This is a genomic window from Cupriavidus necator, assembly GCF_013141915.1.
Taxonomy (GTDB): domain Bacteria; phylum Pseudomonadota; class Gammaproteobacteria; order Burkholderiales; family Burkholderiaceae; genus Cupriavidus; species Cupriavidus necator_B.
In genome coordinates, this window is the sequence record NZ_SROX01000001.1 from 300,010 (window position 1) to 322,145 (window position 22,136).

Consider the following 22,136-nt stretch of genomic DNA (forward strand, 5'->3'; position numbering starts at 1 on the left):
GGGCCAGCTATCTGCCTGGCCGGCCGGCCCTGGCCAGCGGCAACGTTCCAAGGCGCCCGGTGACCACCTCGCGGAGCGCGCGCGGCGCGTCGAGTTCGTCCAGCAGGCGCGGCCAGTGGGCATGGGCCAGCGCCACCGCTTCCTTGACCGCCGCGGTGGCGATGCGGCGCGGCACGCCGGCTTGCTCGGCGATCGATTCGTAGGTGGCCAGGGTTTCCTTGCGCTGCAGCCGGTCGATGGCGACGTTCTGGCCGTACGAGGCGAAGCCGGGCAGCGCCGCGACGCAGACGATGTCGTACGCCGGCGACAACACCGGCAGCACGCCGTTGGGATAGATCACCGAGAAATTCTTCAGGTGCGCGTCGCTGTTGCCGATCAGCGTATTGACCGCCTGGCGCAGGAAGAACTGCCGCACATGCTCGACCCCGCTCGGGCTCAGCCGGTACAGCGTGGCCACCAGCTGGACGTAGCCGTCAAGGCTGGCGTACTTCCTGGCCGGCATCCGGCCCAGCATCTGGCAGCCATCCTCGGCATGCACGCGTCCGGACGGGGTGCGGTCGAAGCGGTCGACCGCGAGATAGTGCAGGGGCTCGCCGAGCGATTCGGCAAGCCCCTCCACCGCGATGGTCGACAGCGGCAGCACCCGCGTGGCGGCGACATGCACGCCCGCGGCGGCGGCCAGCTGCATCGAGATCGATTCATTGAACACCTGCGCGTCATCGTTCCGGGCGGGCAGCTTGGCGATGATGTCGGACAGCTTGCCGTGGGTCGGCAGCGTGTAGCGCTTGCCTTCCTGCACCGTCGACAGCGCCAGCTTGTTCTGCACGCCGGAGACCGACGCGGCCCCTTGCGTGGCGCCCTCGACCACGGCGATTTCCAGGTTGTCGGCGCCGCCGGTCACGCCATAGGCGCGGGCATACGCGGGCAAGGCGCCCGCGTCAGCGGGGCGGACCACCACGGCCCCCGGCAGGTCATTGCCGGCCGAGGCCAGGATGCCGAAGTCATCCTTGTCTTCGGGGTTGCTGCGCGTGGCCTCCAGCCGCTTGCGCAGTTCGCCTTCGGGCAGCAGGCCGGCAAAGTAGGGCGGCAGTTCATGGCCGGTGCTGTAGACCGCGGGATGGAAGGGGTTGTCCAGCACCTCGGCGGTGGCGCGGCGCCCGGCTTCGGTCGGCACCGTGATCGACAGGCTCAGCGTAGGGCGGTCGGTGTCGCCGCGGAATTCATCGGCGGGCACGAAGCGGACATTGCCGCCGGCCTCGCATAGATAACCGCACAGCCGGTCGTATAAACGGACCTCAAGGAAGCGCGGGTGGAGTTCGTAGCTCATTCCTGTTCCAGGAAGATGTCGAGCGCGGCGCGGGCGCCGCGGTCGGGGCCGCTGCCCTTGCCTTCCAGCACTTGCCGGACCTCGGCGAGGCGCTCGTTGGGCACCAGCACCCATTGGGCGTCAAGGCCGGCGGCCAGCGCTTCGAGGGTGGACGCGCGGCTGTCCTTCTTGCCAAGCAGGATGGCTGAAAGGTTTTGCGTTGCCATGCCGAGCAACCGTCCCAGGTCAGTCAGGCTCTTGCCCCGGGCTTCGCGCAATTGACGGCATTGTGAAATTAATGACATAGCATTATTTTACAATGAGGTTCATTCGATAGCATGATACCCGTTGGTGGTCACTTCGTCATCCTTAATTCGATAGAAGCATTTTTTGCCTACTATCATTCCAAAGAATGATAGTAACGTCAGGGATCAAGAAGCCGTGGCGGACGGGCCGCATGAGAAGCCTTGAGGAGGCGTTCTTGCCGTGCCGGGGAAACCACCTTGCGTCGTTACCTCTTGCCTTGTCACCGATACTGTATAAACATACAGTTATCGTAAACATCCTAAATCCTTGCCGCTGCCGGCGAGCGATACCGACTTCACATGACTGCGCCACTGCACGCAGCCCCGCCCCGGGCGGCAGAGGGTTGTCTTTTCCCTGCGCCGCCGCCGTCCCCGCCTGCCTTGCCTGAGGCGGGTGCGCGCCAGCAGGCGCTGTCGGCGCTCGAGCAGCGCTATCCCGGACTGTGGCGGGCCGGCCAGCTGGGTCGAGCCGGGGCGGCGGCGGTGTGCCCGACCGGGTATGACGCGCTGTCGGCGGAACTGCCCGGCGGCGGATGGCCGGCCGGTGGCTTGACCGAATTGCTGACCACGCAGGGCGGCGCGGGAGAAATGCGCCTGCTGCTGCCGGCCCTGCGCACGCTGGCCGAAGCGGGGCGGCGCATCGCACTGGTGGCGCCACCTTACCTGCCCAATGCGATGGGGCTGGCCGCGGCCGGGTTGCCGGCGCGGCAGTGCTACTGGGTGCGGCCCCCGGCCGGCTCGGCCCGGGCCGCGCAGCAGGCCGACATGCTGTGGGCGGCCGAACAGGTGCTGCGCAGCCAGGCCTTTGGCGGCGTGCTGGTCTGGCTGCCGGCGGCGCGCCCCGAGGCGCTGCGGCGGCTGCAGGTGCTGGCGCAGGCCGGCGACGCGGTGGCCTGGGCGATGCGACCGGCCGCGGCGCTGCGCGAGTCGTCGCCCGCGGTGCTGCGGCTGCTGCTGGCGCCGCTGCCCGGCAACGTGCTGTCGATCACCTTCCACAAGCGCCGCGGCCCGGTGCGGGACACGCCGCTGCTGCTGCGCCTTGACGGCATGGCGGCGGCCACGCGCACGGCCGCCTGGCCGGTTCCGGCGGGGGCGCCAGCCTTGCCTGAACCGCTGGCTCAGTCTTCTCAGCTTTCTTCCGATGCCGTACTGGATCGCGGTGCACCTGCCGCGCCTGCCCCTGGACGCCCTGCAGCCCAACTGGCCTGAGCTGGCGTCCGCCGAGAGCCTGTCCGCCGCCACCCTGCACCATGCGCTGCCGGTGGCGGTGATGGCGCGCGAGCAGGTGGTGCTGGCCAATGGCCCGGCGATGCAGCTTGGGGTGCGCTACGGCATGCGCCGCGGCGGCGTGCAGGCGCTGTCGGCCGATATCGTGCAGCTGGAGCGCGACCTGGCGGCGGAAGCTTCGTTGATGGAAGCGGTGGCCCTGGCCCTGCTGCATTTCACGCCAGCCGTGAGCGTCGACGAGGAGCCGGAGTCGGCCACGCTGATGCTCGATGTCAGTGCCAGCCTGCGCCTGTTTGGCGGCCACCGCGCGCTGTGCCGCGCGGTGCGTGCCTGTGTGCGCCAGCTCGGCACCATTGCCCAGGTGGGTTCCGGGCCCACCGCGCACGGCGCCGCGTGGCTGGCGCGCCAGCCGCTGCGGCGCACGCGGCGCGGCGTGGTGCGGCCCGCGCGCCGGGCAGTGGGCATGGCGCGCCTGCACCGGCTGCTGGACCGCCTGTCGGTGGAGGCGCTGCATACGCTGGCCGATCCGGCCTGGCTGGATGGCATCGGCTGCCGCACGCTGGGCGAGGTGCGGCACCTGCCGCGCGCGGGCCTGACGCGCCGGCTGGGCCCGGCGCTGCTGGCACGGCTGGACCAGGCCTATGGCGAGGCGCCGGCGCGTTTCATCTGGTTTGTGGCGCCGCCCGTGTTTGCCCAACGCATGGACCTGCCGGGCCGCATCGAATCGGCCGAGGGCGTGCTGGCCGGCGCGCAGCGCCTGCTGCTGGCGCTGGCGGGCTGGCTGGCGGTGCAGCAGGCCGGCGTCACGCGCTGCGTGCTGGTGCTGGAGCATGAGCGCTACCGGCGCGGCGTGGCTACCGAAGGCACGCCGGTGCAACTGGGCCTGGCCCAGCCCAGCCGCGACCCCGCGCACCTGTCGCGGCTGCTGCGCGAAAAGCTCGACAAGCTCAGCTTCCATGCCCCCGTGACCGGCCTGGCGCTGCGCGTGGAGGCCATGGCCGCATGCGTGCCGCACAGCGATGCGCTGTTCCCGGAGCCTGGCGGCACCCCGGAAGACCTGGGCCGCCTGCTCGATACGCTGATGGCGCGGCTGGGCCGCGACAACGTGCTGCAGCCGCGGCCGCTGGCCGACCACCGGCCCGAGCGCGCCAACCGCTGGTGCCCGGTCGACGAGCCCGGCGGCAACAAGGCCGCCAGCCTGCCAGGCCCGCAGCCGGAGCGCCCGCTGTGGCTGCTGCCGCAACCGCTGCCGCTGCCGGTGCAGCGCCACCGGCCCTGCCATGGCGGTCCGCTGGCGCTGCTGAGCCGGCCCGAACGCATCGAATCCGGCTGGTGGGACGGCGCGCTGGCCACGCGCGACTACTTTATCGCCGAGCGCGCCGACGGCCTGCGCTGCTGGATCTTCCGTGAACGTCCGGGCCATGCCGCGCAGGACGAGGGCGGCGAGTACCGCTGGTTCCTGCATGGGCTGTTCGCATGAGCGCGCCGCCTTTATCCACCTCGCTGTCCGCCTCGTTGCCGGGTTTGCTGCCGGCGCTGCCGGATTACGTGGAACTGCACTGCATCTCCAACTTCACCTTCCTGACCGGCGCCTCGCACCCGGGCGAGCTGATCGAGCGTGCTTTCGGCCTGGGCTACAGCGGGCTGGCGCTGACCGATGAATGCTCGGTGGCCGGCACCGCGCGCGCGCACGATGCCATCGAGACGCTGCGCAAGCGCCTGCACGACGCGGTGGCGCGCAGCGCCGCACGCGGCGAAGAAGGTGTGGACGAGCCGCTGCTGGACGACGATGATGCCTTTGGTGCAGGCGATGCCGATGCCGACGTCCACGCCAGCCGCCACCAGCGGCTGCAGGCGCTGGCCCGCGCCGCCGATGCTTTTTCGCTGCTGATCGGCAGCCGCTTCAGCCTGACCCCGGCCGATGGTTCGGCGCAAGCGCCGCTGCGGCTGGTGCTGATCGCGCAGCACCGCGAGGGCTTCGGCAACCTGAGCGAGCTGATCACGCTGGGCCGCCGGCGCGCGCAGAAGGGCAGCTACCGGCTCCATCCCGAAGACCTGGCCGCGCCTGCCGCTGACGAAGCGCACCTGCGCGGCATGCCCGGCTGCGTGGCGCTGCTGCTGCCCGACTATTGCGCCGAGCCTGAACGGTTGCGCGAGCAGGCCGAGTGGTGCCGCGCAGTGTTCGGCGAACGCGCCTGGATTGCGCTGGAACAGCTGCAGGGCCATGCCGATGCGCTGCACCGCGCGCGCCTGGAAGCGGTCTCGGCGCAGACCGGCGTGCCGCTGGCCGCCGCCGGCGCAGTCACCATGCACGTGCGCTCGCGCAAGCCGCTGTCCGACGTGCTGAGCGCGATCCGGCTGGGCCAGCCGCTGGCCGAATGCGGCATGGCGCTGGCGCCCAATGCCGAGCAGCACCTGCGCATGCGCCAGGTGCTGTCGCGCCTGTACCCGCGCGAGGCGCTGGCGCAGACGCTGAAGATTGCCGAATCCTGCGATTTCTCGCTGGGCATGCTGCGTTACGAGTATCCCGAGGAACTGGTGCCGGCCGGCGAGACGCCGATCTCTTACCTGCGCAAGGAAGTCGAGCGCGGCAAGCTGGAGCGCTTTCCCAACGGCCTCAAGCCGGAGTGGGACAAGCAACTGGAAGAAGAACTGGAACTGATCGAGGAAAAGCACTACGAGCCGTTCTTCCTCACGGTGCACGACATCGTGCGCTTTGCGCGCTCGCGCGGCATCCTGTGCCAGGGGCGCGGCTCGGCCGCCAATTCGCTGGTGTGCTTCTGCCTGTATGTGACCGAGGTCAGCCCCGAGCAGGCCAACCTGTTGTTCGGCCGCTTCCTGTCGCGTGAGCGCGATGAGCCGCCCGATATCGACGTGGACTTCGAGCACCAGCGGCGCGAAGAAGTGATCCAGTACATCTACGACAAATACGGCCGCCATCGCGCCGCGCTGGCGGCGTCGCTGATCACCTACCGTTCGCGCAGCGCCTTGCGCGACGTGGGCCGCGCGCTGGGCATCGATGCCAGCGTGGTCGAGCAGGTGGTCAAGGGCCAGGCGTGGTGGGACGGCGGGCCGGGTTTTGTCGACAAGATCGCCCGCTACGGGCTCGATCCCGACTCGCCGGCGGTGCAGCAGTGGGCCAGCCTGACCGCGCAGCTGCGCGGTTTTCCGCGCCACCTGTCGCAGCACGTGGGCGGCTTCGTGATCGCGCGGCACAAGCTGTCGCGGCTGGTGCCGATCGAGAATGCGGCCATGGCCGACCGCAGCGTGATCCAGTGGGACAAGGACGACCTGGAATCGCTGGGCCTGCTCAAGGTCGACGTGCTGGCGCTGGGCATGCTGTCGGCGATCCGGCGCGCGCTGGAGATGATCCCCAATCCCAGCGACGAGCCGGCGCGTGCGGGGCTGCCCGCGCGCATGGAAGACATCCCGAAGGAAGACCAGCAGACCTACGACATGATCTGCAAGGCCGACACCATCGGCGTGTTCCAGATCGAGTCGCGCGCGCAGCAGTCGATGCTGCCGCGGCTGCAGCCGCGCCAGTACTACGACTTGGTGGTGGAAGTGGCGATCGTGCGGCCGGGCCCGATCCAGGGCGGCATGGTCCATCCTTACCTGAAGCGGCGCGAAGCCTTGCGCCGCACGCAGAAGCTGCCGGTCTACTTCAACCAGGTCATCGAGAAAGTGCTGGGCCGCACGCTGGGCGTGCCGATCTTCCAGGAACAGGTAATGCAACTGGCGATCGACGCGGCGGGGTTCTCGCCGGGGCAGGCGGACCAGCTGCGGCGCTCGATGGCGGCATGGCGGCGGCGCGGCGACCTGCGCCGGCACCAGGACGCGCTGGTGCGCGCGCTGACCGGCAACGGCTATCCGGAATCCTTCGCGCTGGCGATCTGCAAGCAGATCGAGGGGTTTGGCGAGTACGGCTTCCCTGAAAGCCATGCGGCCAGCTTTGCCAAGCTGGTGTACGTGAGTTCCTGGCTCAAGTGCCACCATCCGGCGGCCTTCCTGTGCGCGCTGCTGAACAGCCAGCCGATGGGCTTCTATTCGCCGTCGCAGCTGGTGCAGGATGCGCGCCGCCATGATGTGCAGGTACTGCCGGTGGACGTCACCATCAGCCGCTGGGACAGCACGCTGGAGCCGGCGCAGGAGGCCGATGTTGCCAACGTGCGGGCCAGCGCGCGGACCAGCGCCGGACCGCAGCGGCCGCCGCATCCGCGCGTGCGGCTGGGCCTGGGCCGGGTCAAGGGCATGCGCGAGGCCGCCGCGCTACGCATCGAGGCCGCGCGCGCGCAGCGTGCCTTCGACAGCGTCGAAGACCTGGCGCTGCGCGCCGGCCTGGACCGACACGACATCGACGTGCTGGCCGCCGCCGACGCGCTGGCACCGCTGGCCGGCAACCGCCGCCAGGCGCGCTGGCAGGCACGCGCCGCCGCCGCGCATGCCGCGCACCGTGACCTGCTGTATGAAGCCCCGCCCGCGGAAGCCGCTTTGGCGCTGCCTCCGCCGCGCCTGGGCGAAGACGTGACCGCGGACTATGCCAGCCTGGGCTTGTCGCTCAAGTCGCACCCGCTGGCGCTGCTGCGGCACAAGCTGGCCGCCATGCGCTTTGCCACCGCCAGCCAGCTTGAACGCTGCGCCAACGGCCGCCGCGTGCGTGCCTGCGGCATCGTCACCGTGCGCCAGCGTCCATCCACGGCCAGCGGCACCATCTTTGCCACCATCGAGGACGAGACCGGCAGCATCAACCTGATCCTGTGGCCCGACCTGGTCGAGCGCCAGCGCAAGGAGGTGCTGGGCGCCACGCTGCTGGGCGTGGTGGGCACCTGGCAGCGCCAGGGCGACGTGCGCCATCTGGTGGCCAAGGAACTGGTGGACCTGAGCCCGATGCTGGGGCGGCTGCTGGTGGGAAGCCGGGATTTTCATTGAGCCGCATGGCCGGCCAGCCAGCCCATGCGTGGTGCGTAAAGCGGTTTGCGGGCAGGCCTGGTTTATCGCCAGGTGCTTCTGTTGTTCACGCAACTGTCATGCGTCGCGGGTAAGGTAGCGTCCGTCCGCCAGCGGATACACAGGGCGCTGCGCCCGGCCCGCGCCTCCTACACCGGCGCTGCCGGCGCGAGAGCCTGCCAGCCTCACCGGGCTGCTGAAGTTCCATGCCTGCCGCGCGGGGCACGCCAGTCCCGCATTCCTGAACCGCCTCGACATACCATCGACATGAAATCCCGCCTGATCGCCGCGGCCTTGCTGGCCGCCACGGCGAGTCCTGCCTTCGCCCTGAACATCCTGCTGACCAACGACGACGGCCTGACCAGCAACCTGAAGGCGCTGTACGACGCCCTCAAGGGCGCCGGCCACAACGTTATCGTCAGCGTCCCCTGCACCGGCCAGAGCGGCCGCGGCGCCGGCATCGTGATGTACAGCACCACGGTCATCGTGCCGGACAACGACAAGACCCAGGTGGAGGCCGAAGGCGGTTGCCACAACGGCGCGGCGAAGACCGGCGAGCCCGCGGTGGGGCCCTTCACCAAGGCGGGCTACACCAACGGCGATTACCACTACGCCCATGGCACGCCGGTAATGGCGACCATGTACGGGCTGGACGTGCTGGCGCCGGCACGCTGGGGCAAGGCGCCCGACCTGGTGCTGTCCGGCCCCAACGAAGGGCAGAACGTCGGCCGCATCGTCAACAGCTCGGGCACCGTCAGCAATGCGCAGTTCGGCGCAGCGCGCGGCATTCCGTCGATTGCCCTGAGCGCGGGTACGGATTCGGTCGACAATGCCGGACTGGCGAATCCGGTGTCCGGCGTAGTGGCGCAGCTGACCATCAAGCTGATCAACACACTGCAGGCCAAGGCCAATGGCGGCCCGCTACTGCCCGCGGGGCTGGCGCTGAACGTCAATTTCCCGAACGCGCCAACGGCCGCCACGCCGTTCGCGTTCTCGCGGCATGGCACCTTCGATGCCTATGCGCTGAAGTTCAGCGGCACGGCACCGTACGGGCTCGGCATCGGCGCCGGCAGCGGCACGCCGACCCCCGCGCAGGCCGAGGACGAGTCCGTCGTCTACAAGACCAGGACCGCCGTCACTGCCATGCAGATCGGCTTCGACCAGCGCCCCGCCGGCCAGCAATGGCTGCGCCTGCGCCTGGGTGAACTGTTCGGCCAGTGAGGCAGGTCCCGATGAAACGCCTCATTTCCCTGTTTCCCCTGGCCGCTGTGCTGGGGCTCGCCGCCTGCGGCGGCAGCGACGCGCCGGACCACACTGCACCGCCCGCCGCCGCCTTGTCAGTCACCGACCTGGATCCCGGCGCCTACGTCGTCAGCGTGGGCGATGCCGACAACCCGACCGTCGGCAAGTACTACGCTGGCACGGACGGCAGCCGCTACCTGGCCCTGGCCGATGCCGAGGACAAGGCCACCACCATCTACCGCCGCGACCAGAACGGCAGCTGGCTCGCCGCACCGGGCGCGGACACGTCCGCCAGCGTCAAGCTGCTGAGTCAGGCGTCGGTGCCCGCAACCAGCGTCGATCCCGCCAGCGTGGCTGGTATTTACACCACGGTGCTGCCGTCCGGCGCCAGCGCAAGCTTCACGGTCACGGCCGAGGGCAAGCTTGCGCCCGGCGCTTCGGCGTGCCAGCTATCGGGAACGCTCGCCGCGCAGGCCATGCCGAATACGCTGCGCCTGCAGCTGTCCACGTCAGCCTGCGGCACGCTGCCCGCCAGCGCCACCGGGGTCCTGGCGATCGATGCCGACTACCAGCCGGCCGCGTTCCGCCTGCTTGCCGATGACGGCGGCCGCGTGGTGGACCTGTGGGCGTATCGCGACTGAGCGACGCAGCCTGGCGCTAGCGCAGCGCCAGGCTGCCCGGCGCGTTCGCTATTCGACTTCGCCGCTGTCGGTATCGCTGACCTGGGCGTCCTGCTCATGGCTCATGGCCGCCGCCGCGAGCGTGGTGGCGGCAGCCGGTGCGGCTTCCTTGCGCTCGCTGTAGCGATCCGTCAGGTAGTCGCTGCGATCGCGTACGAGCAGCGTGAACTTGAACAGCTCCTCCATGACGTCCACCACCCGGTCATAGTAAGAGGAGGGCTTCATGCGGCCATTCGCGTCGAACTCCTGGTAGGCCTTGGCAACCGACGACTGATTGGGGATCGTCACCATCCGCATCCAGCGTCCGAGCACGCGCAGTGCATTGACGGCATTGAAGGATTGCGAGCCGCCGCAAACTTGCATGACGGCCAGCGTGCGCCCCTGGGTGGGACGGATACCGCCCATTTCCAGCGGCAGCCAGTCGATCTGGTTCTTGAAGACCGCCGTCAGCGTGCCGTGACGCTCGGGGCTGCACCACACCTGGCCTTCCGACCACTCCGAAAGCTTGCGCAGTTCGGCCACCTTGGGATGATCGGCGGGGACGCTGTCGCAAACCGGCAGGCCATGCGGGTCAAACACGCGAGTCTCTGCACCGAAGTGCTGCAGGATCCGTTCGGCTTCCTCGACCAGCAGGCGGCTGTACGATGTCTCGCGCAGGGATCCATAGAGCAACAGGATGCGTGGCGGGTGGGTACTGGGACGCGCCGATTCCAGTTTGCGGAGATCCGGGGTGTCGAGCACCTCCGGGACGATGTTGGGCATATCCTTGGTCATGGCAGTAGCGGTAGATCGTTGCGGGCAGCCCTTTTACCTTACCTGGTGGGCCCTGGCCTCGTACCATGACTGCGAGCGGTTGACGATGCTGACCACCAGCAGCATGACCGGCACTTCGATCAAGACCCCTACCACTGTCGCCAGCGCCGCGCCCGACTGGAAGCCGAACAGGCTGATGGCGGTGGCGACCGCGAGTTCGAAGAAATTGCTGGCGCCGATCAGGCTGGACGGGCCCGCCACGCAATGGGCCACGCCAAGTTTCCGGTTCAGCAGGTAGGCCAGCCCCGAGTTGAAGAAGACCTGGATCAGGATCGGTACCGCGAGCAGCGCGATCACCAGCGGCTGGTCGATGATGGCCTTGCCCTGGAATGCGAACAGCAGAATCAGGGTAAGGAGCAGCGCCGTGATGGAGTACGGCCCCAATCGTTGCACGACCCGCTGGAAGCGGGCAACGCCCTGGCCCAGCAGCATCTTGCGCAGCAGTTGCGAGAGGATGACCGGCACGACGATGTACAGGGCCACCGACGTGAGCAGGGTATCCCACGGCACGGTGATCGACGACAGGCCCAGCAGCAGCGCCACCACCGGCGCGAAGGCGACCACCATGATGGCGTCGTTCAGTGCCACCTGGGATAGCGTGAAGTACGGATCGCCCTTGCAGAGCTGGCTCCAGACAAAGACCATGGCAGTGCATGGCGCCGCGGCCAGGAGGATGAGGCCGGCCACATAGCTGTCAAGCTGGTCGGCGGGCAGCAGCGGCGCGAACAGGTGGCGCACAAAGAGCCAGCCGAGCAGCGCCATGGAGAACGGCTTGACCGCCCAGTTGATGAACAGCGTCACGCCGATGCCCCGCCAGTGCGATTTCACCTGGCCCAGTGCGCCGAAATCAATCTTGACCAGCATGGGGATGATCATCACCCAGATCAGGATGCCCACTGGCAGATTGACCTGCGCGTATTCCATCCGTCCGATCGCCTGGAAAACGCCTGGCCACACCTGCCCCAGCCCGATACCGGCGACAATGCACAGCGCGACCCAAATGGTCAGATATCGCTCGAAAAAGCCGATGGCAGGCTTGGTTGCGGGCTGGCTGGCGGCGGCTACGTTGTGGCTCGGCATGATCAGATCCTCGCCAGGCGCTGCAGCGCCTCCTGCAACTCGGCGTTGCCCATGTCCTCGATCGGCAGCAGCAGCAGTTGCAGCATGCGGTACGCGATCGCCTGCCGGGTCAGCTCGAATGCCTGACGCTTCTTTTCATCGCCGCCTTCCGTGTTGGACGGGTCCGGGTAGCCCCAGTGCACCTTCACCGGGCTACCCGGCCAGTACGGGCATGCTTCTTCGGCCGCGCTGTCGCACACCGTGATCACGACGCGCATGGGCGGCGCATTTTCGCCGACGAATTCATCCCAGCTCTTGCTGCGGAAGTTACCGACCTCGACACCGGCATTCTCGAGGGCCTCGATAGCGAACGGGTTGATACGTCCACTGGGGGAGCTTCCGGCGCTGTAGGCACGCACGTCCCGGCCGACCTGCCTGGCGAGGTGGTTGAGCATGCCCTCGCCGAGAACGCTACGGGCGGAATTGTGGGTACAGAGGATCAGTACGTTGGTAGTCATGTGCGTGGCAACAACAGGCTCTGGATGTGGGGCGTTTTAGCGGGTGCCAATGTCCTGGATGGCCTTCTGCAGCGCGATGGCGTCTAGCTTGGGCAGCGGCAGGGACAGGAACAGTTCGATACGGCGCTTGAGCGAAATGACGGCGTCGTTGATGGCCTGCTGCTTCTGGGCTTCGGTGCCCTCGCAGGCGGCAGGGTCGGGCACGCCCCAATGCGCCGTCATGGGTTGGCCGGGCCAGACCGGGCAGGTTTCTCCCGCGGCCTTGTCGCAGACTGTGAAGATGAAATCGAGCGCCGGTGCGTCATCCCGGGAAAACTCGTCCCAGCTCTTGCTGCGAAACCCGTCAGTCTTCAGGCCGTGGCGTGCCAGCGCGGCCAATGCGAGGGGATTGACGACCCCGGCAGGGTGGCTGCCAGCCGAGTAGGCGCGGAAGCGTCCCTGGCCCAGATGGTTCATCAGGCCTTCCGACAGAATCGAGCGGGCCGAGTTGCCGGTGCAGATGAAGAGTACGTGGTAGGTCCTTTCGCTCATGGCGCGCTCTCAGCAGCAAGACGGCGTGGATTTGACCGCAACGCCGACCGGCTTGCCCTTCGGCGCCCGGGGCGCGCAACAGGCCGATGGCTGGCCTTCTGCTTCGATCCTTCGGGATTCTCCGTACACGGGCACGTCGCCCAGGGTGTGGAAGTGCTCCCACGCAATGCCCTGCGGGTCGGTCAGCCAGTACTTGTCGCTACGCGCATAGCAGCAGGTGGTTTCGCCCTCATCCTGCAGCGCCATGTCAGCGGCTTCGGCGCGCTGCTTCAGCTCGGCCAGTTCTGCGGCGTCGTCCGTCTGAAAGCCCAGGTGATCGACGCCGGGTTCCGCGCCACGTGCCGAGATGGCGAAGTTCACGCGTGGATCCTCCAGCATCCACTTCGCGTAGTCGTCTTTGACCAACGACGGTTCGGCGGCGAAGAGCGCTGAGTAGTAACGGATGCTGGCAGACAGGTCGGCAACGCTGACGTGAACGTGGAAGCGCTTCATGATTTGGGCTCCAGGGCGACGGAACAGGTGGAGACAGGGGAGCACGGATTACCGCCGCAGCAGTTGTCCGTGAGGTAACCGAGCAAGGCGTTCATGGTCTCGAAACGGGCCATGTAGATGATCGAGCGACCGTCCTGGCGGCTGGACAGCAAGCCCGCGCGGTTCAGCTCCTTCAGATGGAACGATAACGATGACGCCGGCATTTCCAACAGTTCGGCAATCCGGCCGGCCGGCATTCCGGCCGGACCGGCCTGCACCAGCATCCGGAAGACGGAGAGGCGTATCGCATGGGCAAGCGCGGCAAGCGCTTCAAGGGCGTGGTTAGTTTCCATGTTTCGAAGATATTCGAAACATGGAAATCTGTAAAGCGAAGTTTCTGTGACGATTGGCGTACCAGGCGCTGGGGATGCCTCTCGACGCCGTCCGGGTCACCGCTCGGTACCGTGCCGCTTCGTGCTCCGGGCTGGGGCGCGATAGCATCACCAGGACTGTTCGAACCAGTCCGCCGCGAGTGTCGCGACTTCCTCCAGGGCCTTGCGGTCATCAAATCCGCATCCGCTCGCGTGCACGAACGACAGTTGCCGAGGAGAGTGCAAGGCGCGAAGGCGTGAGGGTGAAGCCGAGCGCTTTCCGGGTTGCCGCTTGCGCACATCAGCAAGGTGGCGTGTCCAGCCTGTGGGACTGGTATCGGCTCATCCCAATGCCTGGCGGCGATCTATGGAAGGATTCTCAGGACGGCAGCACCGGTAAGGCGGCCTTCGCGCAGGTCGGCCAGTGCCTCGTTGGCTTGCTCCAGCGGATAGACGGTGGTGTGCGTCACCAGTGTGGTCCGCGTGGCAATATCCATCAGCGTGCGGCCGTCCTCGCGCGTGAGGTTGGCGACCGAGCAAAGGCGCCTTTCTTCCCAGAGCAACCGGTAAGGCATGCTTGGCACGTCGCTCATGTGAATCCCGCCGCAGACCACGACGCCGCCCTTGTCTACGGCGCGCAGCGCTTTGGGAATCAGTGCCCCGACCGGGGCAAAGATCAGCGCCGCGTCCAGCGGAAGGGGGGACTCCAACTCGCTCGAACCGGCCCAGCAAGCACCGGTCTGATAGGCGAGTTGCTGGGCGCCAGCATCGCCTGTGCGGGTGAAGGCGTAGATCTCGCGCCCTTGCGCCACTGCGATCTGCGTCACCAGGTGCGCGGCGGCACCGAACCCGTATATGCCGATGCGGCGTGCATGAATGGCCGCGCCCGCCATCCGCAACGTGCGGTAGCCGATCAGACCGGCGCAGAGCAGTGGCGCGGCGTGCTCGTCATCGTAGCCGGACGGGATCCGGAAACAGAAGGCGCCGTCGGCAACGGCAAACTCGGCGTAGCCGCCATCGCGGGTATAGCCCGTGAACAGCGGCGCCCCGCAAAGATTCTCGCGATGCTTCAGGCAGTAGCGGCAAGCGCCGCAGGCATGTCCAAGCCATGGCACGCCTACGCGGTCACCGGGCCTGAGGTCGGTGACGTCCGTGCCGCACGCGTCCACCCGGCCGACAATCTCATGACCCGGTATGAGTGCCGGCTTGGGTCGGCGCAGGTCACCGTCGACGATATGCAAGTCGGCCCGACATACGCCGCAGGCCGCTACGGCAATGCGGACTTCGCCGGGGCCGGGGTCTGGAACGGGTACCTCACGAAGGCGCAGCGGCAAGCCTGCGCCCTCGAAGACCATCGCTCGCATGGTTGGGTGCGGCATGGCGTGTTGTGCCGGGCCGGGCTAGCCTTCGATCTCGCTACGGACCAGCAGTACGGGCTTGTTCGTTTTGGCGAGCACGCCTTCCGACACGCTGCCCATCAGCAGGCGCCGTACTCCGCGGCGGCCGTGCGTGCCAAGCACGATCAGGTCCGCGTTCCAGGCATCGGCGTCAGCAACAATGGTTGACGAGATCTTGCCCGGTCCCACCGGCTTTTCGTCCAGTTGCACCAGATTCCGCACGCCTGCCTCGCTGAGCCTGACAGAAGCCGCATCCAGCGCCTTGCGGCCATGCATGATAAGACTGTCCACCAGTTCCTTCGGGTTGAAGTAACTCGCCTCGAAGAAGACATCGCTGTCGTCCACCACGAACAAGGCCTTGACCTCGGCGCCGGTTGCCTTGGCGATGATGATGGCCTGGCTCAGGGCGAGGTCCGACGAACGGCTGCCATCGACGGCGAGCAGGATGCGCTGGTACATGATGAGTCTCCTGGCGAAAGGGTGGAATCCACGTGGCGATGCGCTGCCTTCAGCGTAGATGCCCGCGTGGGTACGCGTTTGACGTGCATCAATCCGACGCCGCGGCGCAGCCGCCGCCTTGATTCCAGCCAGGGAGCGGGGTGATGGCAACCAGACTCTGGTCCTGCTTTCGAAGGAAGGGTCACGACCCCGGTGCGTGACAGACCACCTCGATATTGTGCCCGTCAGGACCAATGACGAACGCCGCATAGTAGTTCGCGTGGTAGTGCGGCCGCAGACCCGGTCCACCATGGTCCCTGGCGCCCGCTGACAGCGCTGCGCGATAGAACGCGTCTACCTGCTGCCGGGTCTCGGCGGTAAACGCCAGGTGCAGATGCGCAGGCTTTTCCCTGGTCTCGAACAGGCACAACGATGCCTTGCCCTGCGCGCTCAGCTCGACACCGTAGGCCGGCGGTCCCTCCGACACGATGGCTACGCCGAGCGGTTCCAGCGCCTTGAGGAAGAACGCCTTGCTCGCTGCATAGTCGCTGACGCCGAATTTGACGTGGTCAAACATGGGTTCTCCCGAAGCACGGATATGCCTGCATTGTCCCTCGGCTGTCGAAAGCCCGGCCACGGTCAGGCGAGTAGTGACAAGGCATCGGCGAGCGACAGCACCGTCGTGCGGGACTCGAACGCCGTTGAAAACAGATGGTCGTGCACAACCTGGTCTGGGTCGTAGCAGCAATCCCTGACCGTGAACAAGCGGAAGTCCGCATCACTCGCATACGCCACCGATGACAACACCACGCCGGTCGACGCAATGCCCGCCAGGATCAGCGTATCGATACCCCGCGCCGACAGCCGCAGCTGCAGGTCGGTACCAAAGAACACACTCGCGCGATGCGCGATGATCAGCGGTTCAGTGTCCCGCCGACCAAGCTCGGGCGAGACCTGGTCGTCGGTGAACAGGCCCAGTTGTTTGATGCCTTGCCCGTTCCGGTTCAGCGGGCTCACTTCCGGATAGCCCGGGCTGAAGTGGATCTTGGCGAAATAGACGCCGACGCCCACGGCCCGCGCGGCGTCACAGAGCTTGCGGGTATTGGACAGCAAGGTGGGCGCGACCGATGGAAACAAGGCGAGGATGTCGGTCTGGTAGTGCATGACCACCAGGGCGGTTTGCGCGGGGACGATTGCCGGAATCTGCATGATCAAGGATGCATGGTCAGGGATTCGTGATGCCCGTCGGGGCGTCAGTCTGGCTTCAACGCATTACAGCTGCTGGATCCGTAGCATATTGCCGGCCGGATCGCGCACGCCGAAATCGCGCACGCCGTAGGGCTGGTCGGTTGGCTCCTGGACGATCTCGGCTTCGCACTGCTGCAGCCGCTGGAAGACGGCGTCGAGGTCGTTCGCGCCAAGCAGCAGCATGGCGAAGGTGCCCTTGGCCATCATTTCGGCGATAGTGCGCTTTTCTGCGTCGGTGACGCCGGGCGTGGCGTTCGGTGGGTACAGGACCAGCGAGGTCCCGGGCTTGCCCTTCGGGCCAACGGTGACCCAACGGTTGCCGCCGAAGGCGACGTCCTTGCGGACTTCGAAGTCGAGCGCGTCCCGGTAGAACGCGAGCGAGGCGTCCGGATCGGTGTGGGGAAGGAAAGTCGAGTGGATGGTGATGTCCATGAGCGGTCTCCGAAATTGGAAAAGCAGCGGTGGCGGCCGTCGCCGCGCTGGGTCCCGAACCATGGAACGCAGTCTAGGCTGAGGCTTTCTCCGGTGCTTCTTGATTCCTGATCGGTCGCGTCACTTGCTTTGCGATGCAGGAGGGCATGCCCTCGGCGGCGCGCGCATGATCGCGGCGGTAAACGCTTGGCGCGACCCCGACCAGCTCGGTGAACCGGGTGCTGAAGGTGCCCAGCGATGAACAACCGACCTCGAAGCAGGCCTCGGTGACGCTCAGGTCGCCGCGGCGCAGTAGCGCCATCGCGCGTTCGATGCGCCGTGTCATCAGGTACGAATAGACCGACTCGCCATAGGCCAGCCGGAACTGCCGGCTGAGGTGGCCCCCCGACATATGGACGCCCCGGGCGAGCGCCTCGACGTCCAGTGGTTGGGCGTAGTCGCGGTCAATGCGGTCGCGCACGCGGCGCAGGCGGGCCAGGTCACGGAGGATGGTGTCAGGGGCGGCGGTCATCGACGTATCCTGCCATCCCCGCGAGGCCTGTTCAACCTGGCGCCGACCGCCCAGTAAAACAGGGGTGGCGAACTGGCGCGCTGCACCTCGCAGCGAAGCGATGAATTTGTGCCATCGAAAACATAACCCGTGTAGCCACGTGCTTGCTGACACAATCAAGAATCATTATCATTCACGGTTTTGTTACAAACCACTAAAGCTCGCTGCGCGCCTGCTGCTGCCATGCAACCCCTTCCGGCCACCTGTATCCGCTTTGCTCTTCGTCCCCGCCCTTTGTCCCTGCTGATCTGTGCCATCGCGGGCACGATGCCGCTGATCGCCGCCGCACAGGCCCAGGCGCCGGCCGCGTCGGTGGAGGGTGGCAGCCTGGATGCTGTCGAGGTACGCGTTGACCGCATCAAGAGCGACCTGGTGAACCCGATGCGGCAAGTGACGGTGATCGAGCGCGAGGAGCTGGAGGAACTGCGCACGGGGTCCACCAACCTTGCCACCATGCTCAGCAAGGTAATTCCCGGCATGGCCGATTCCAGCCGCACCGTGACGGATTTCGGCCAGACGCTGCGCGGACGCAGCGCGCTGGTGCTGGTCGACGGTATCCCGCTGAACACCAACCGCGACTCGGCGCGCAACCTGGCGACCATTGACCCCAGCAATATCGAGCGCATCGAAGTGTTGCGCGGCAGCAGCGCGCTCTACGGGGCGGGCGCCAGCGGCGGCATCATTTCGATCACCACGCGCCAGGCCGGCGGGCCGCCGAGCGCGGACACCACGGTCACGCTGGGCACGCCGCTGACGCGCCTGAGCAAGGAAGGGCTGAGCGCCAACGTGCAGCAGCATTTTTCCGGCAGCCAGGGACCGATCGACTATGCCTTCCACCTGGGCGCGCAGCGCATTGGCAGCCCCTACGATGCCGAAGGCCATCGCATTGCGCCGGAGCCCAGCCAGGGTGATCTCTTTGATTCCAACGTCTACAACGTGAGCGGCAAGCTGGGCTGGCGCATTGACGGCCAGCAGCGGCTGCAGCTGAGCGTCAGCCAGTACCAGGCGAAGCAGAACACCGACTATGCCTCCGACCCGTCGGTCGCGCGCGCGCCGGCCGGCTCCACCGCCGCGCGCGCCATCCGCGGCCTGCAGCTGGAGCACCAGAACGAGCTGCGCAATACCGTGGTCAACCTGGATTACCAGCACCAGGACCTGTTCGGCAGCACGGTGTCGAGCCAGTTCTATTACCGCGACTATTTCACGCGTTTTCCGCCTTTTGATGCGCGCGCCGTGGCCACGCGCGGCGGCAATGTCGACCAGATCAGCCAGAACAGCGACGTGTTCGGCGGCCGGCTGACCATCAGCACGCCGCTGGGCCAGGCCAGGGCCACCAAGCTGCTGTGGGGCGCGGACTACAACCAGGAGCGCAGCGACATGCCGCTGGACCTGTTCGATCCGCGCGTCTATGACAGCAGCGGGGGGCTGGTCTTCAACCGCATCGGCACGGCCACCTATATGCCGCCGCTGACCACGCGCAGTGGCGGCATCTTCGGCCAGCTGCAGCACAAGTTCAGCGAGCAGTGGTCGGCCGAGGGCGGCTTGCGCTATGAGCGCGCCAGCGCCAGCTTCGATGATTTCGTACCGCTGTCGCAAGCGCGCGCCAGCAACCCGGCCACGGTCAAGGGCGGCACGGTCAACTATGGCGCGTGGCTGTTCAACCTCGGCGCGGCGTATGCGCCGGTCAAGGGCCAGGAGTTCTATGCGTCGTTCAGCCAGGGCTTCCAGCTGCCGGATATCGGCCTGCAGATCCGCAACGCGCGCGCCGGCTTCGACATCAATTCGTCCAGCCTGGATCCGGTCAAGACCAACAACTACGAACTGGGCTGGCGCGGCGCGCTGGGCAATACGCTGGCGAGCGTGGCCGTGTTCTACACCACGTCCAAACTGGGCGACGTGCAGAGCTTTAACAACGGGCTGATCCTGACCCGCACCGAAGAGCGCATCGCGGGTGTGGAAGCGGCGGCGGACTACCGCTCCGATGACGAACGCTGGGGTGCGGGCGGCACCATCACCTGGATCAACGGGCGCGAACGGCCGCAAGGCAGCACCGGCTTGCAGGACATGACCGGCTACCGCATTCCGCCGCTCAAGCTCACGGCCTACCTGCAGTTCCGGCCCGTGAGCCAGTGGAGCAACCGCGTGCAGATGACCTACTACGCCAGCCGCGACTACCGGCTCAACGGCCAGAACAGCTTCGGCCGGCGCGAGGTCACCAGCTATACCACCGTGGACCTGATCAGCCGCTATGAACTGACGCGCAAGGACACCATCACGGTCGGCATCGAGAACCTGCTCAACCGCAACTACTACCCGCTGTACAGCCAGTTGCTGCGCAACAGCAACAATACCAGCCGGCTGCCGGCCGCGGGCATTACGCTGACGGCGATGTACCAGCACCGCTGGTAAGCGTGGCGCGCGTGGCGGGTCATTCGGCGGCGCTAGCCGCCGGCAACCTCGCCACCGCGCCGGGGGTGGCAAGCCGCTGCCTTAGTCCAGTGTAATCTTCCCCGCCTTCACGATCTCCGCATAGCGCTTGGTATCGCGCTCGATCAGCTTGCGGAATTCCTCGGATGTTCCGCCCACCGGTACAAAGCCCAGCTCGGTCAGCTTCTTCGTGACTTCCGGGCTGCGCGTGGCCGCGGCGATTTCCTTTGCCATGCGCGCGACGATCGGCTGCGGCGTGCCGGCCGGTGCGAGCAGGCCGGTCCATGAACTCATGACGAAGCCGGGGAAGCCCGCTTCTTCCATGGTCGGGATATTGGGCTCGCCCGGCCAGCGTTTGGCGGAAGCGACGGCCAGCACGTTGATCTTGCCGGACTTGACGTGCGGCATCGGCACCAGCAGCGGGTCGAACGCCACGGAGACTTCTCCGGACACCAGGGCCGGCAGGATCGGCGCGCTGCCGTTGTACGGCACGTGGGTCAGCCTGAGCTTCGATTCCATCGCCAGGCGCTCGCCGGTCAGGTGCGCGGAACTGCCGACGCCGCTGGAGCCGAAGGTCAGCGTGTCGGGATGCTTCTTGCCGTAGTCGACCAGTTCGGCCACGGTCTTGACCGGCAGCTTCTTGCTGGCGAACAGGAACAACGGCAGTTCCGCCATTTCCGCCACGGGCACCAGGTCCGCGGGCTTGTAACTGAGTTTTGAGTACAGCGACATGTTGGCGCTGTAGGCGGCCAGCACCGAGACAAAGGTGTAGCCGTCCGGCGCCGAGCGCGCGGCCACGCCGACACCCAGGGTGCTGTTGGCACCGGGCTTGTTCTCGATGATGATGGGCTGGCCCAGCCGTTGCGAGACCTGCTCGAACACGACCCGCGAGACCGTGTCGGTGGAACCGCCCGGGGTGTAGGGCACGATCACCTTGATCGGCTTGGCCGGCCACGCCTCGGCGGCATGGGCAGCGGGGGCGGTGTGGGCGGCGGCCAGGCCGGTGACGGCGATGGCAATGGAACGCGCGCTGCGCGCAACGCGATGCTTGATGCTGGACTTCAACTACGTCTCCTTCTTTGGCATGCTTGGCAATCCCCTTGCGGGGCCTGCGGCCGGAGATCCGGCCGGCCAATTATGCGGGACGCAGTCGGCACGGTAACGCGCCGACACGGCTGAATCCCGGGCGCCGGCCATCCAATGTGCGATAGCCGAACCAGGCTGGCCGCGACGATCTTCAGAATTCGTAGTTGACCGACAGGTCGAACACCGCGTTGGTCCGCTTGCGCGTGATGGGGCTGTCGGCGGCGTCCCCCGCCAGCTGTGAAACGGCCACATCCGAGCTGGCAAACCAGTGTTTGGCGAAGTACCACACCGAGGTTACGCCAAAGCCGTACGACTTGATGCCGCCGCTGGCGTGGTACTGCGGCCGTCCCGCGCGGGCCTGCGCGGCGCTGACGCCGTACCAGGCGTTCATGTAGCGCGAGTCGGCCAGCGTGACGGTGGGTCCGGCAAACCAGAAGAATCGCTCCGAACTGCCGGGCAGCGGCATGTAGGCGCCGATATCGCCGATCCACCCGTCGCTGCCGCCCAGGCTGCGGCGCGCGTCGATGCGCAGCACCAGCGGAAATTCCTTCGAGATTGCGTATTCGGCGAACAGCTTGCCTTCCGGCGCCGGGTTGATATTGCCCATGCCATCCAGGTGCGGCGAATCTTCGTGCCCGCGCCGGCCCAGGTTGTAGGTCAGCGCGATGCCGGCGCGCCAGTTCTTGCCGCGCAGCAGGTTCACGCCCAGCCCTTCGCCGATCGACGCAAAGGCCAGGTCGCGGTAGCGGATATCGATGCTGGGGCCGCCGACCACGATGTACTCGGACGAGCCGTCGTAGCGTGGCCGCAGCATGGCGGCGGCGCCGAGCCGCACTTGCCAGACGGGGATGTCGTCCTGAAACAGCTTCTGCAGCGGAATACCGGCGGAGAACTGCCATTCGGCCAGCGGTGCCGGCGTCTGGGCGCTGGCCAGGCGCGGCGCCAGCACGGCGCCCGCGGCCAGCAGCAGCGCGATGCGCGCGGACGGACGCTTGGGATTTCGCTCGGTCACGGCAGCCTCCATCCCCGCATGGCGGGCAGTCAGGTTGCGGGCGCGGGGCCCGTGGCTGACATCTTTCCACTGGATG

The 22,136-nt window shown here is 67.2% G+C and carries 22 protein-coding genes; 6 read left to right on the forward strand and 16 right to left on the reverse strand.

What is annotated here, in order from left to right; genetic code table 11:
• Positions 1-7: 7 nt before the first annotated feature.
• Positions 8-1,327 carry a type II toxin-antitoxin system HipA family toxin gene (locus tag E5S69_RS01430; RefSeq protein ID WP_171513234.1) on the reverse strand — a complete coding sequence of 440 codons (1,320 nt, stop codon included), beginning with the start codon at positions 1,325-1,327 and terminating at the stop codon, positions 8-10.
• The gene (locus E5S69_RS01435; protein WP_171513235.1) at positions 1,324-1,611 is read right to left on the reverse strand and encodes a helix-turn-helix domain-containing protein; all 288 of its coding nucleotides are present in this window, start codon (positions 1,609-1,611) and stop codon (positions 1,324-1,326) included. The genes E5S69_RS01430 and E5S69_RS01435 overlap by 4 nt, the downstream gene beginning before the upstream one ends.
• A gap of 300 nt (positions 1,612-1,911) precedes the next feature.
• Here E5S69_RS01435 and imuA point away from each other — a divergent pair, with 300 nt between their 5' ends.
• The 5 genes from imuA to E5S69_RS01460 all read left to right on the forward strand — a co-directional run bounded on the left by imuA (position 1,912) and on the right by E5S69_RS01460 (position 9,668).
• Positions 1,912-2,820, forward strand: a complete 909-nt coding sequence (gene imuA / locus E5S69_RS01440; protein WP_171513236.1) for a translesion DNA synthesis-associated protein ImuA — start codon at positions 1,912-1,914, stop codon at positions 2,818-2,820.
• Positions 2,753-4,318 carry a Y-family DNA polymerase gene (locus E5S69_RS01445; RefSeq protein ID WP_171513237.1) on the forward strand — a complete coding sequence of 522 codons (1,566 nt, stop codon included), beginning with the start codon at positions 2,753-2,755 and terminating at the stop codon, positions 4,316-4,318. Before imuA ends, E5S69_RS01445 begins: the two co-directional genes overlap by 68 nt.
• Entirely contained in the window at positions 4,315-7,767 is a 3,453-nt protein-coding gene (locus tag E5S69_RS01450) for an error-prone DNA polymerase (protein ID WP_171513238.1), read from the forward strand. The genes E5S69_RS01445 and E5S69_RS01450 overlap by 4 nt, the downstream gene beginning before the upstream one ends.
• Before the next feature lie 285 nt (positions 7,768-8,052).
• A complete protein-coding gene (locus tag E5S69_RS01455; protein ID WP_171513239.1) occupies positions 8,053-9,006 on the forward strand; it encodes a 5'/3'-nucleotidase SurE in 954 nt (317 codons plus the stop codon).
• 11 nt (positions 9,007-9,017) lie between these two features.
• Entirely contained in the window at positions 9,018-9,668 is a 651-nt protein-coding gene (locus tag E5S69_RS01460; protein ID WP_171513240.1) for a hypothetical protein, read from the forward strand.
• Positions 9,669-9,716: 48 nt separating this feature from the next.
• Here the strand turns inward: E5S69_RS01460 and arsH are convergent, their stop codons facing one another.
• From arsH to E5S69_RS01520, 12 genes are all read right to left on the reverse strand, one after another.
• A complete protein-coding gene (arsH, locus tag E5S69_RS01465; RefSeq protein ID WP_171513241.1) occupies positions 9,717-10,481 on the reverse strand; it encodes an arsenical resistance protein ArsH in 765 nt (254 codons plus the stop codon).
• A gap of 33 nt (positions 10,482-10,514) precedes the next feature.
• Positions 10,515-11,600 (reverse strand): ACR3 family arsenite efflux transporter, encoded by a 1,086-nt coding sequence (gene arsB, locus E5S69_RS01470; protein WP_171513242.1) that lies wholly within the window; start codon positions 11,598-11,600, stop codon positions 10,515-10,517.
• A 2-nt stretch (positions 11,601-11,602) separates the two neighbouring features.
• On the reverse strand, positions 11,603-12,097 hold the full coding sequence (locus E5S69_RS01475) for an arsenate reductase ArsC (protein WP_171513243.1): 495 nt from the start codon (positions 12,095-12,097) through the stop codon (positions 11,603-11,605).
• Between the two features lie 36 nt (positions 12,098-12,133).
• Positions 12,134-12,628 (reverse strand): arsenate reductase ArsC, encoded by a 495-nt coding sequence (locus E5S69_RS01480; protein WP_171513244.1) that lies wholly within the window; start codon positions 12,626-12,628, stop codon positions 12,134-12,136.
• Between the two features lie 9 nt (positions 12,629-12,637).
• Complete coding sequence (locus E5S69_RS01485; RefSeq protein ID WP_171513245.1) at positions 12,638-13,120, reverse strand: ArsI/CadI family heavy metal resistance metalloenzyme; 483 nt, start codon at positions 13,118-13,120, stop codon at positions 12,638-12,640.
• Positions 13,117-13,452, reverse strand: a complete 336-nt coding sequence (locus E5S69_RS01490) for an ArsR/SmtB family transcription factor (RefSeq protein ID WP_171513246.1) — start codon at positions 13,450-13,452, stop codon at positions 13,117-13,119. The genes E5S69_RS01485 and E5S69_RS01490 overlap by 4 nt, the downstream gene beginning before the upstream one ends.
• 383 nt (positions 13,453-13,835) lie before the next feature.
• Positions 13,836-14,849 carry a zinc-dependent alcohol dehydrogenase family protein gene (locus tag E5S69_RS01495; protein WP_171513247.1) on the reverse strand — a complete coding sequence of 338 codons (1,014 nt, stop codon included), beginning with the start codon at positions 14,847-14,849 and terminating at the stop codon, positions 13,836-13,838.
• Positions 14,850-14,870: 21 nt separating this feature from the next.
• Positions 14,871-15,326, reverse strand: a complete 456-nt coding sequence (locus E5S69_RS01500) for a universal stress protein (RefSeq protein WP_171513248.1) — start codon at positions 15,324-15,326, stop codon at positions 14,871-14,873.
• Positions 15,327-15,507: 181 nt separating this feature from the next.
• Positions 15,508-15,882: a VOC family protein gene (locus tag E5S69_RS01505; RefSeq protein ID WP_171513249.1), complete on the reverse strand. Its 375-nt coding sequence runs from the start codon at positions 15,880-15,882 to the stop codon at positions 15,508-15,510.
• Positions 15,883-15,944: 62 nt separating this feature from the next.
• On the reverse strand, positions 15,945-16,514 hold the full coding sequence (locus E5S69_RS01510; RefSeq protein WP_171513250.1) for an isochorismatase family cysteine hydrolase: 570 nt from the start codon (positions 16,512-16,514) through the stop codon (positions 15,945-15,947).
• A gap of 63 nt (positions 16,515-16,577) precedes the next feature.
• The gene (locus E5S69_RS01515; protein ID WP_171513251.1) at positions 16,578-16,985 is read right to left on the reverse strand and encodes a VOC family protein; all 408 of its coding nucleotides are present in this window, start codon (positions 16,983-16,985) and stop codon (positions 16,578-16,580) included.
• Positions 16,986-17,058: 73 nt separating this feature from the next.
• Positions 17,059-17,496, reverse strand: a complete 438-nt coding sequence (locus E5S69_RS01520; protein ID WP_171513252.1) for a helix-turn-helix transcriptional regulator — start codon at positions 17,494-17,496, stop codon at positions 17,059-17,061.
• A gap of 222 nt (positions 17,497-17,718) precedes the next feature.
• Between E5S69_RS01520 and E5S69_RS01525 the strand changes: the two genes are divergently transcribed.
• Positions 17,719-19,944 carry a TonB-dependent receptor gene (locus E5S69_RS01525; RefSeq protein ID WP_171513253.1) on the forward strand — a complete coding sequence of 742 codons (2,226 nt, stop codon included), beginning with the start codon at positions 17,719-17,721 and terminating at the stop codon, positions 19,942-19,944.
• An 81-nt stretch (positions 19,945-20,025) separates the two neighbouring features.
• Here the strand turns inward: E5S69_RS01525 and E5S69_RS01530 are convergent, their stop codons facing one another.
• A complete protein-coding gene (locus E5S69_RS01530) occupies positions 20,026-21,027 on the reverse strand; it encodes a Bug family tripartite tricarboxylate transporter substrate binding protein (protein WP_171513254.1) in 1,002 nt (333 codons plus the stop codon).
• A gap of 172 nt (positions 21,028-21,199) precedes the next feature.
• A complete protein-coding gene (locus E5S69_RS01535) occupies positions 21,200-22,072 on the reverse strand; it encodes a MipA/OmpV family protein (RefSeq protein ID WP_216621212.1) in 873 nt (290 codons plus the stop codon).
• Positions 22,073-22,136: the final 64 nt, after the last annotated feature.

What these genes read in the sequence shown, in the direction of transcription:
- E5S69_RS01430 (WP_171513234.1), bottom strand. Translation starts at nt 1,327, where the DNA reads ATGAGCTACGAACTCCACCCGCGCTTCCTTGAGGTCCGTTTATACGAC.
- E5S69_RS01435 (WP_171513235.1), bottom strand. Translation starts at nt 1,611, where the DNA reads ATGTCATTAATTTCACAATGCCGTCAATTGCGCGAAGCCCGGGGCAAG.
- imuA (WP_171513236.1), top strand. Translation starts at nt 1,912, where the DNA reads ATGACTGCGCCACTGCACGCAGCCCCGCCCCGGGCGGCAGAGGGTTGT.
- E5S69_RS01445 (WP_171513237.1), top strand. Translation starts at nt 2,753, where the DNA reads ATGCCGTACTGGATCGCGGTGCACCTGCCGCGCCTGCCCCTGGACGCC.
- E5S69_RS01450 (WP_171513238.1), top strand. Translation starts at nt 4,315, where the DNA reads ATGAGCGCGCCGCCTTTATCCACCTCGCTGTCCGCCTCGTTGCCGGGT.
- E5S69_RS01455 (WP_171513239.1), top strand. Translation starts at nt 8,053, where the DNA reads ATGAAATCCCGCCTGATCGCCGCGGCCTTGCTGGCCGCCACGGCGAGT.
- E5S69_RS01460 (WP_171513240.1), top strand. Translation starts at nt 9,018, where the DNA reads ATGAAACGCCTCATTTCCCTGTTTCCCCTGGCCGCTGTGCTGGGGCTC.
- arsH (WP_171513241.1), bottom strand. Translation starts at nt 10,481, where the DNA reads ATGACCAAGGATATGCCCAACATCGTCCCGGAGGTGCTCGACACCCCG.
- arsB (WP_171513242.1), bottom strand. Translation starts at nt 11,600, where the DNA reads ATGCCGAGCCACAACGTAGCCGCCGCCAGCCAGCCCGCAACCAAGCCT.
- E5S69_RS01475 (WP_171513243.1), bottom strand. Translation starts at nt 12,097, where the DNA reads ATGACTACCAACGTACTGATCCTCTGTACCCACAATTCCGCCCGTAGC.
- E5S69_RS01480 (WP_171513244.1), bottom strand. Translation starts at nt 12,628, where the DNA reads ATGAGCGAAAGGACCTACCACGTACTCTTCATCTGCACCGGCAACTCG.
- E5S69_RS01485 (WP_171513245.1), bottom strand. Translation starts at nt 13,120, where the DNA reads ATGAAGCGCTTCCACGTTCACGTCAGCGTTGCCGACCTGTCTGCCAGC.
- E5S69_RS01490 (WP_171513246.1), bottom strand. Translation starts at nt 13,452, where the DNA reads ATGGAAACTAACCACGCCCTTGAAGCGCTTGCCGCGCTTGCCCATGCG.
- E5S69_RS01495 (WP_171513247.1), bottom strand. Translation starts at nt 14,849, where the DNA reads ATGCCGCACCCAACCATGCGAGCGATGGTCTTCGAGGGCGCAGGCTTG.
- E5S69_RS01500 (WP_171513248.1), bottom strand. Translation starts at nt 15,326, where the DNA reads ATGTACCAGCGCATCCTGCTCGCCGTCGATGGCAGCCGTTCGTCGGAC.
- E5S69_RS01505 (WP_171513249.1), bottom strand. Translation starts at nt 15,882, where the DNA reads ATGTTTGACCACGTCAAATTCGGCGTCAGCGACTATGCAGCGAGCAAG.
- E5S69_RS01510 (WP_171513250.1), bottom strand. Translation starts at nt 16,514, where the DNA reads ATGCAGATTCCGGCAATCGTCCCCGCGCAAACCGCCCTGGTGGTCATG.
- E5S69_RS01515 (WP_171513251.1), bottom strand. Translation starts at nt 16,985, where the DNA reads ATGGACATCACCATCCACTCGACTTTCCTTCCCCACACCGATCCGGAC.
- E5S69_RS01520 (WP_171513252.1), bottom strand. Translation starts at nt 17,496, where the DNA reads ATGACCGCCGCCCCTGACACCATCCTCCGTGACCTGGCCCGCCTGCGC.
- E5S69_RS01525 (WP_171513253.1), top strand. Translation starts at nt 17,719, where the DNA reads ATGCAACCCCTTCCGGCCACCTGTATCCGCTTTGCTCTTCGTCCCCGC.
- E5S69_RS01535 (WP_216621212.1), bottom strand. Translation starts at nt 22,072, where the DNA reads ATGGAGGCTGCCGTGACCGAGCGAAATCCCAAGCGTCCGTCCGCGCGC.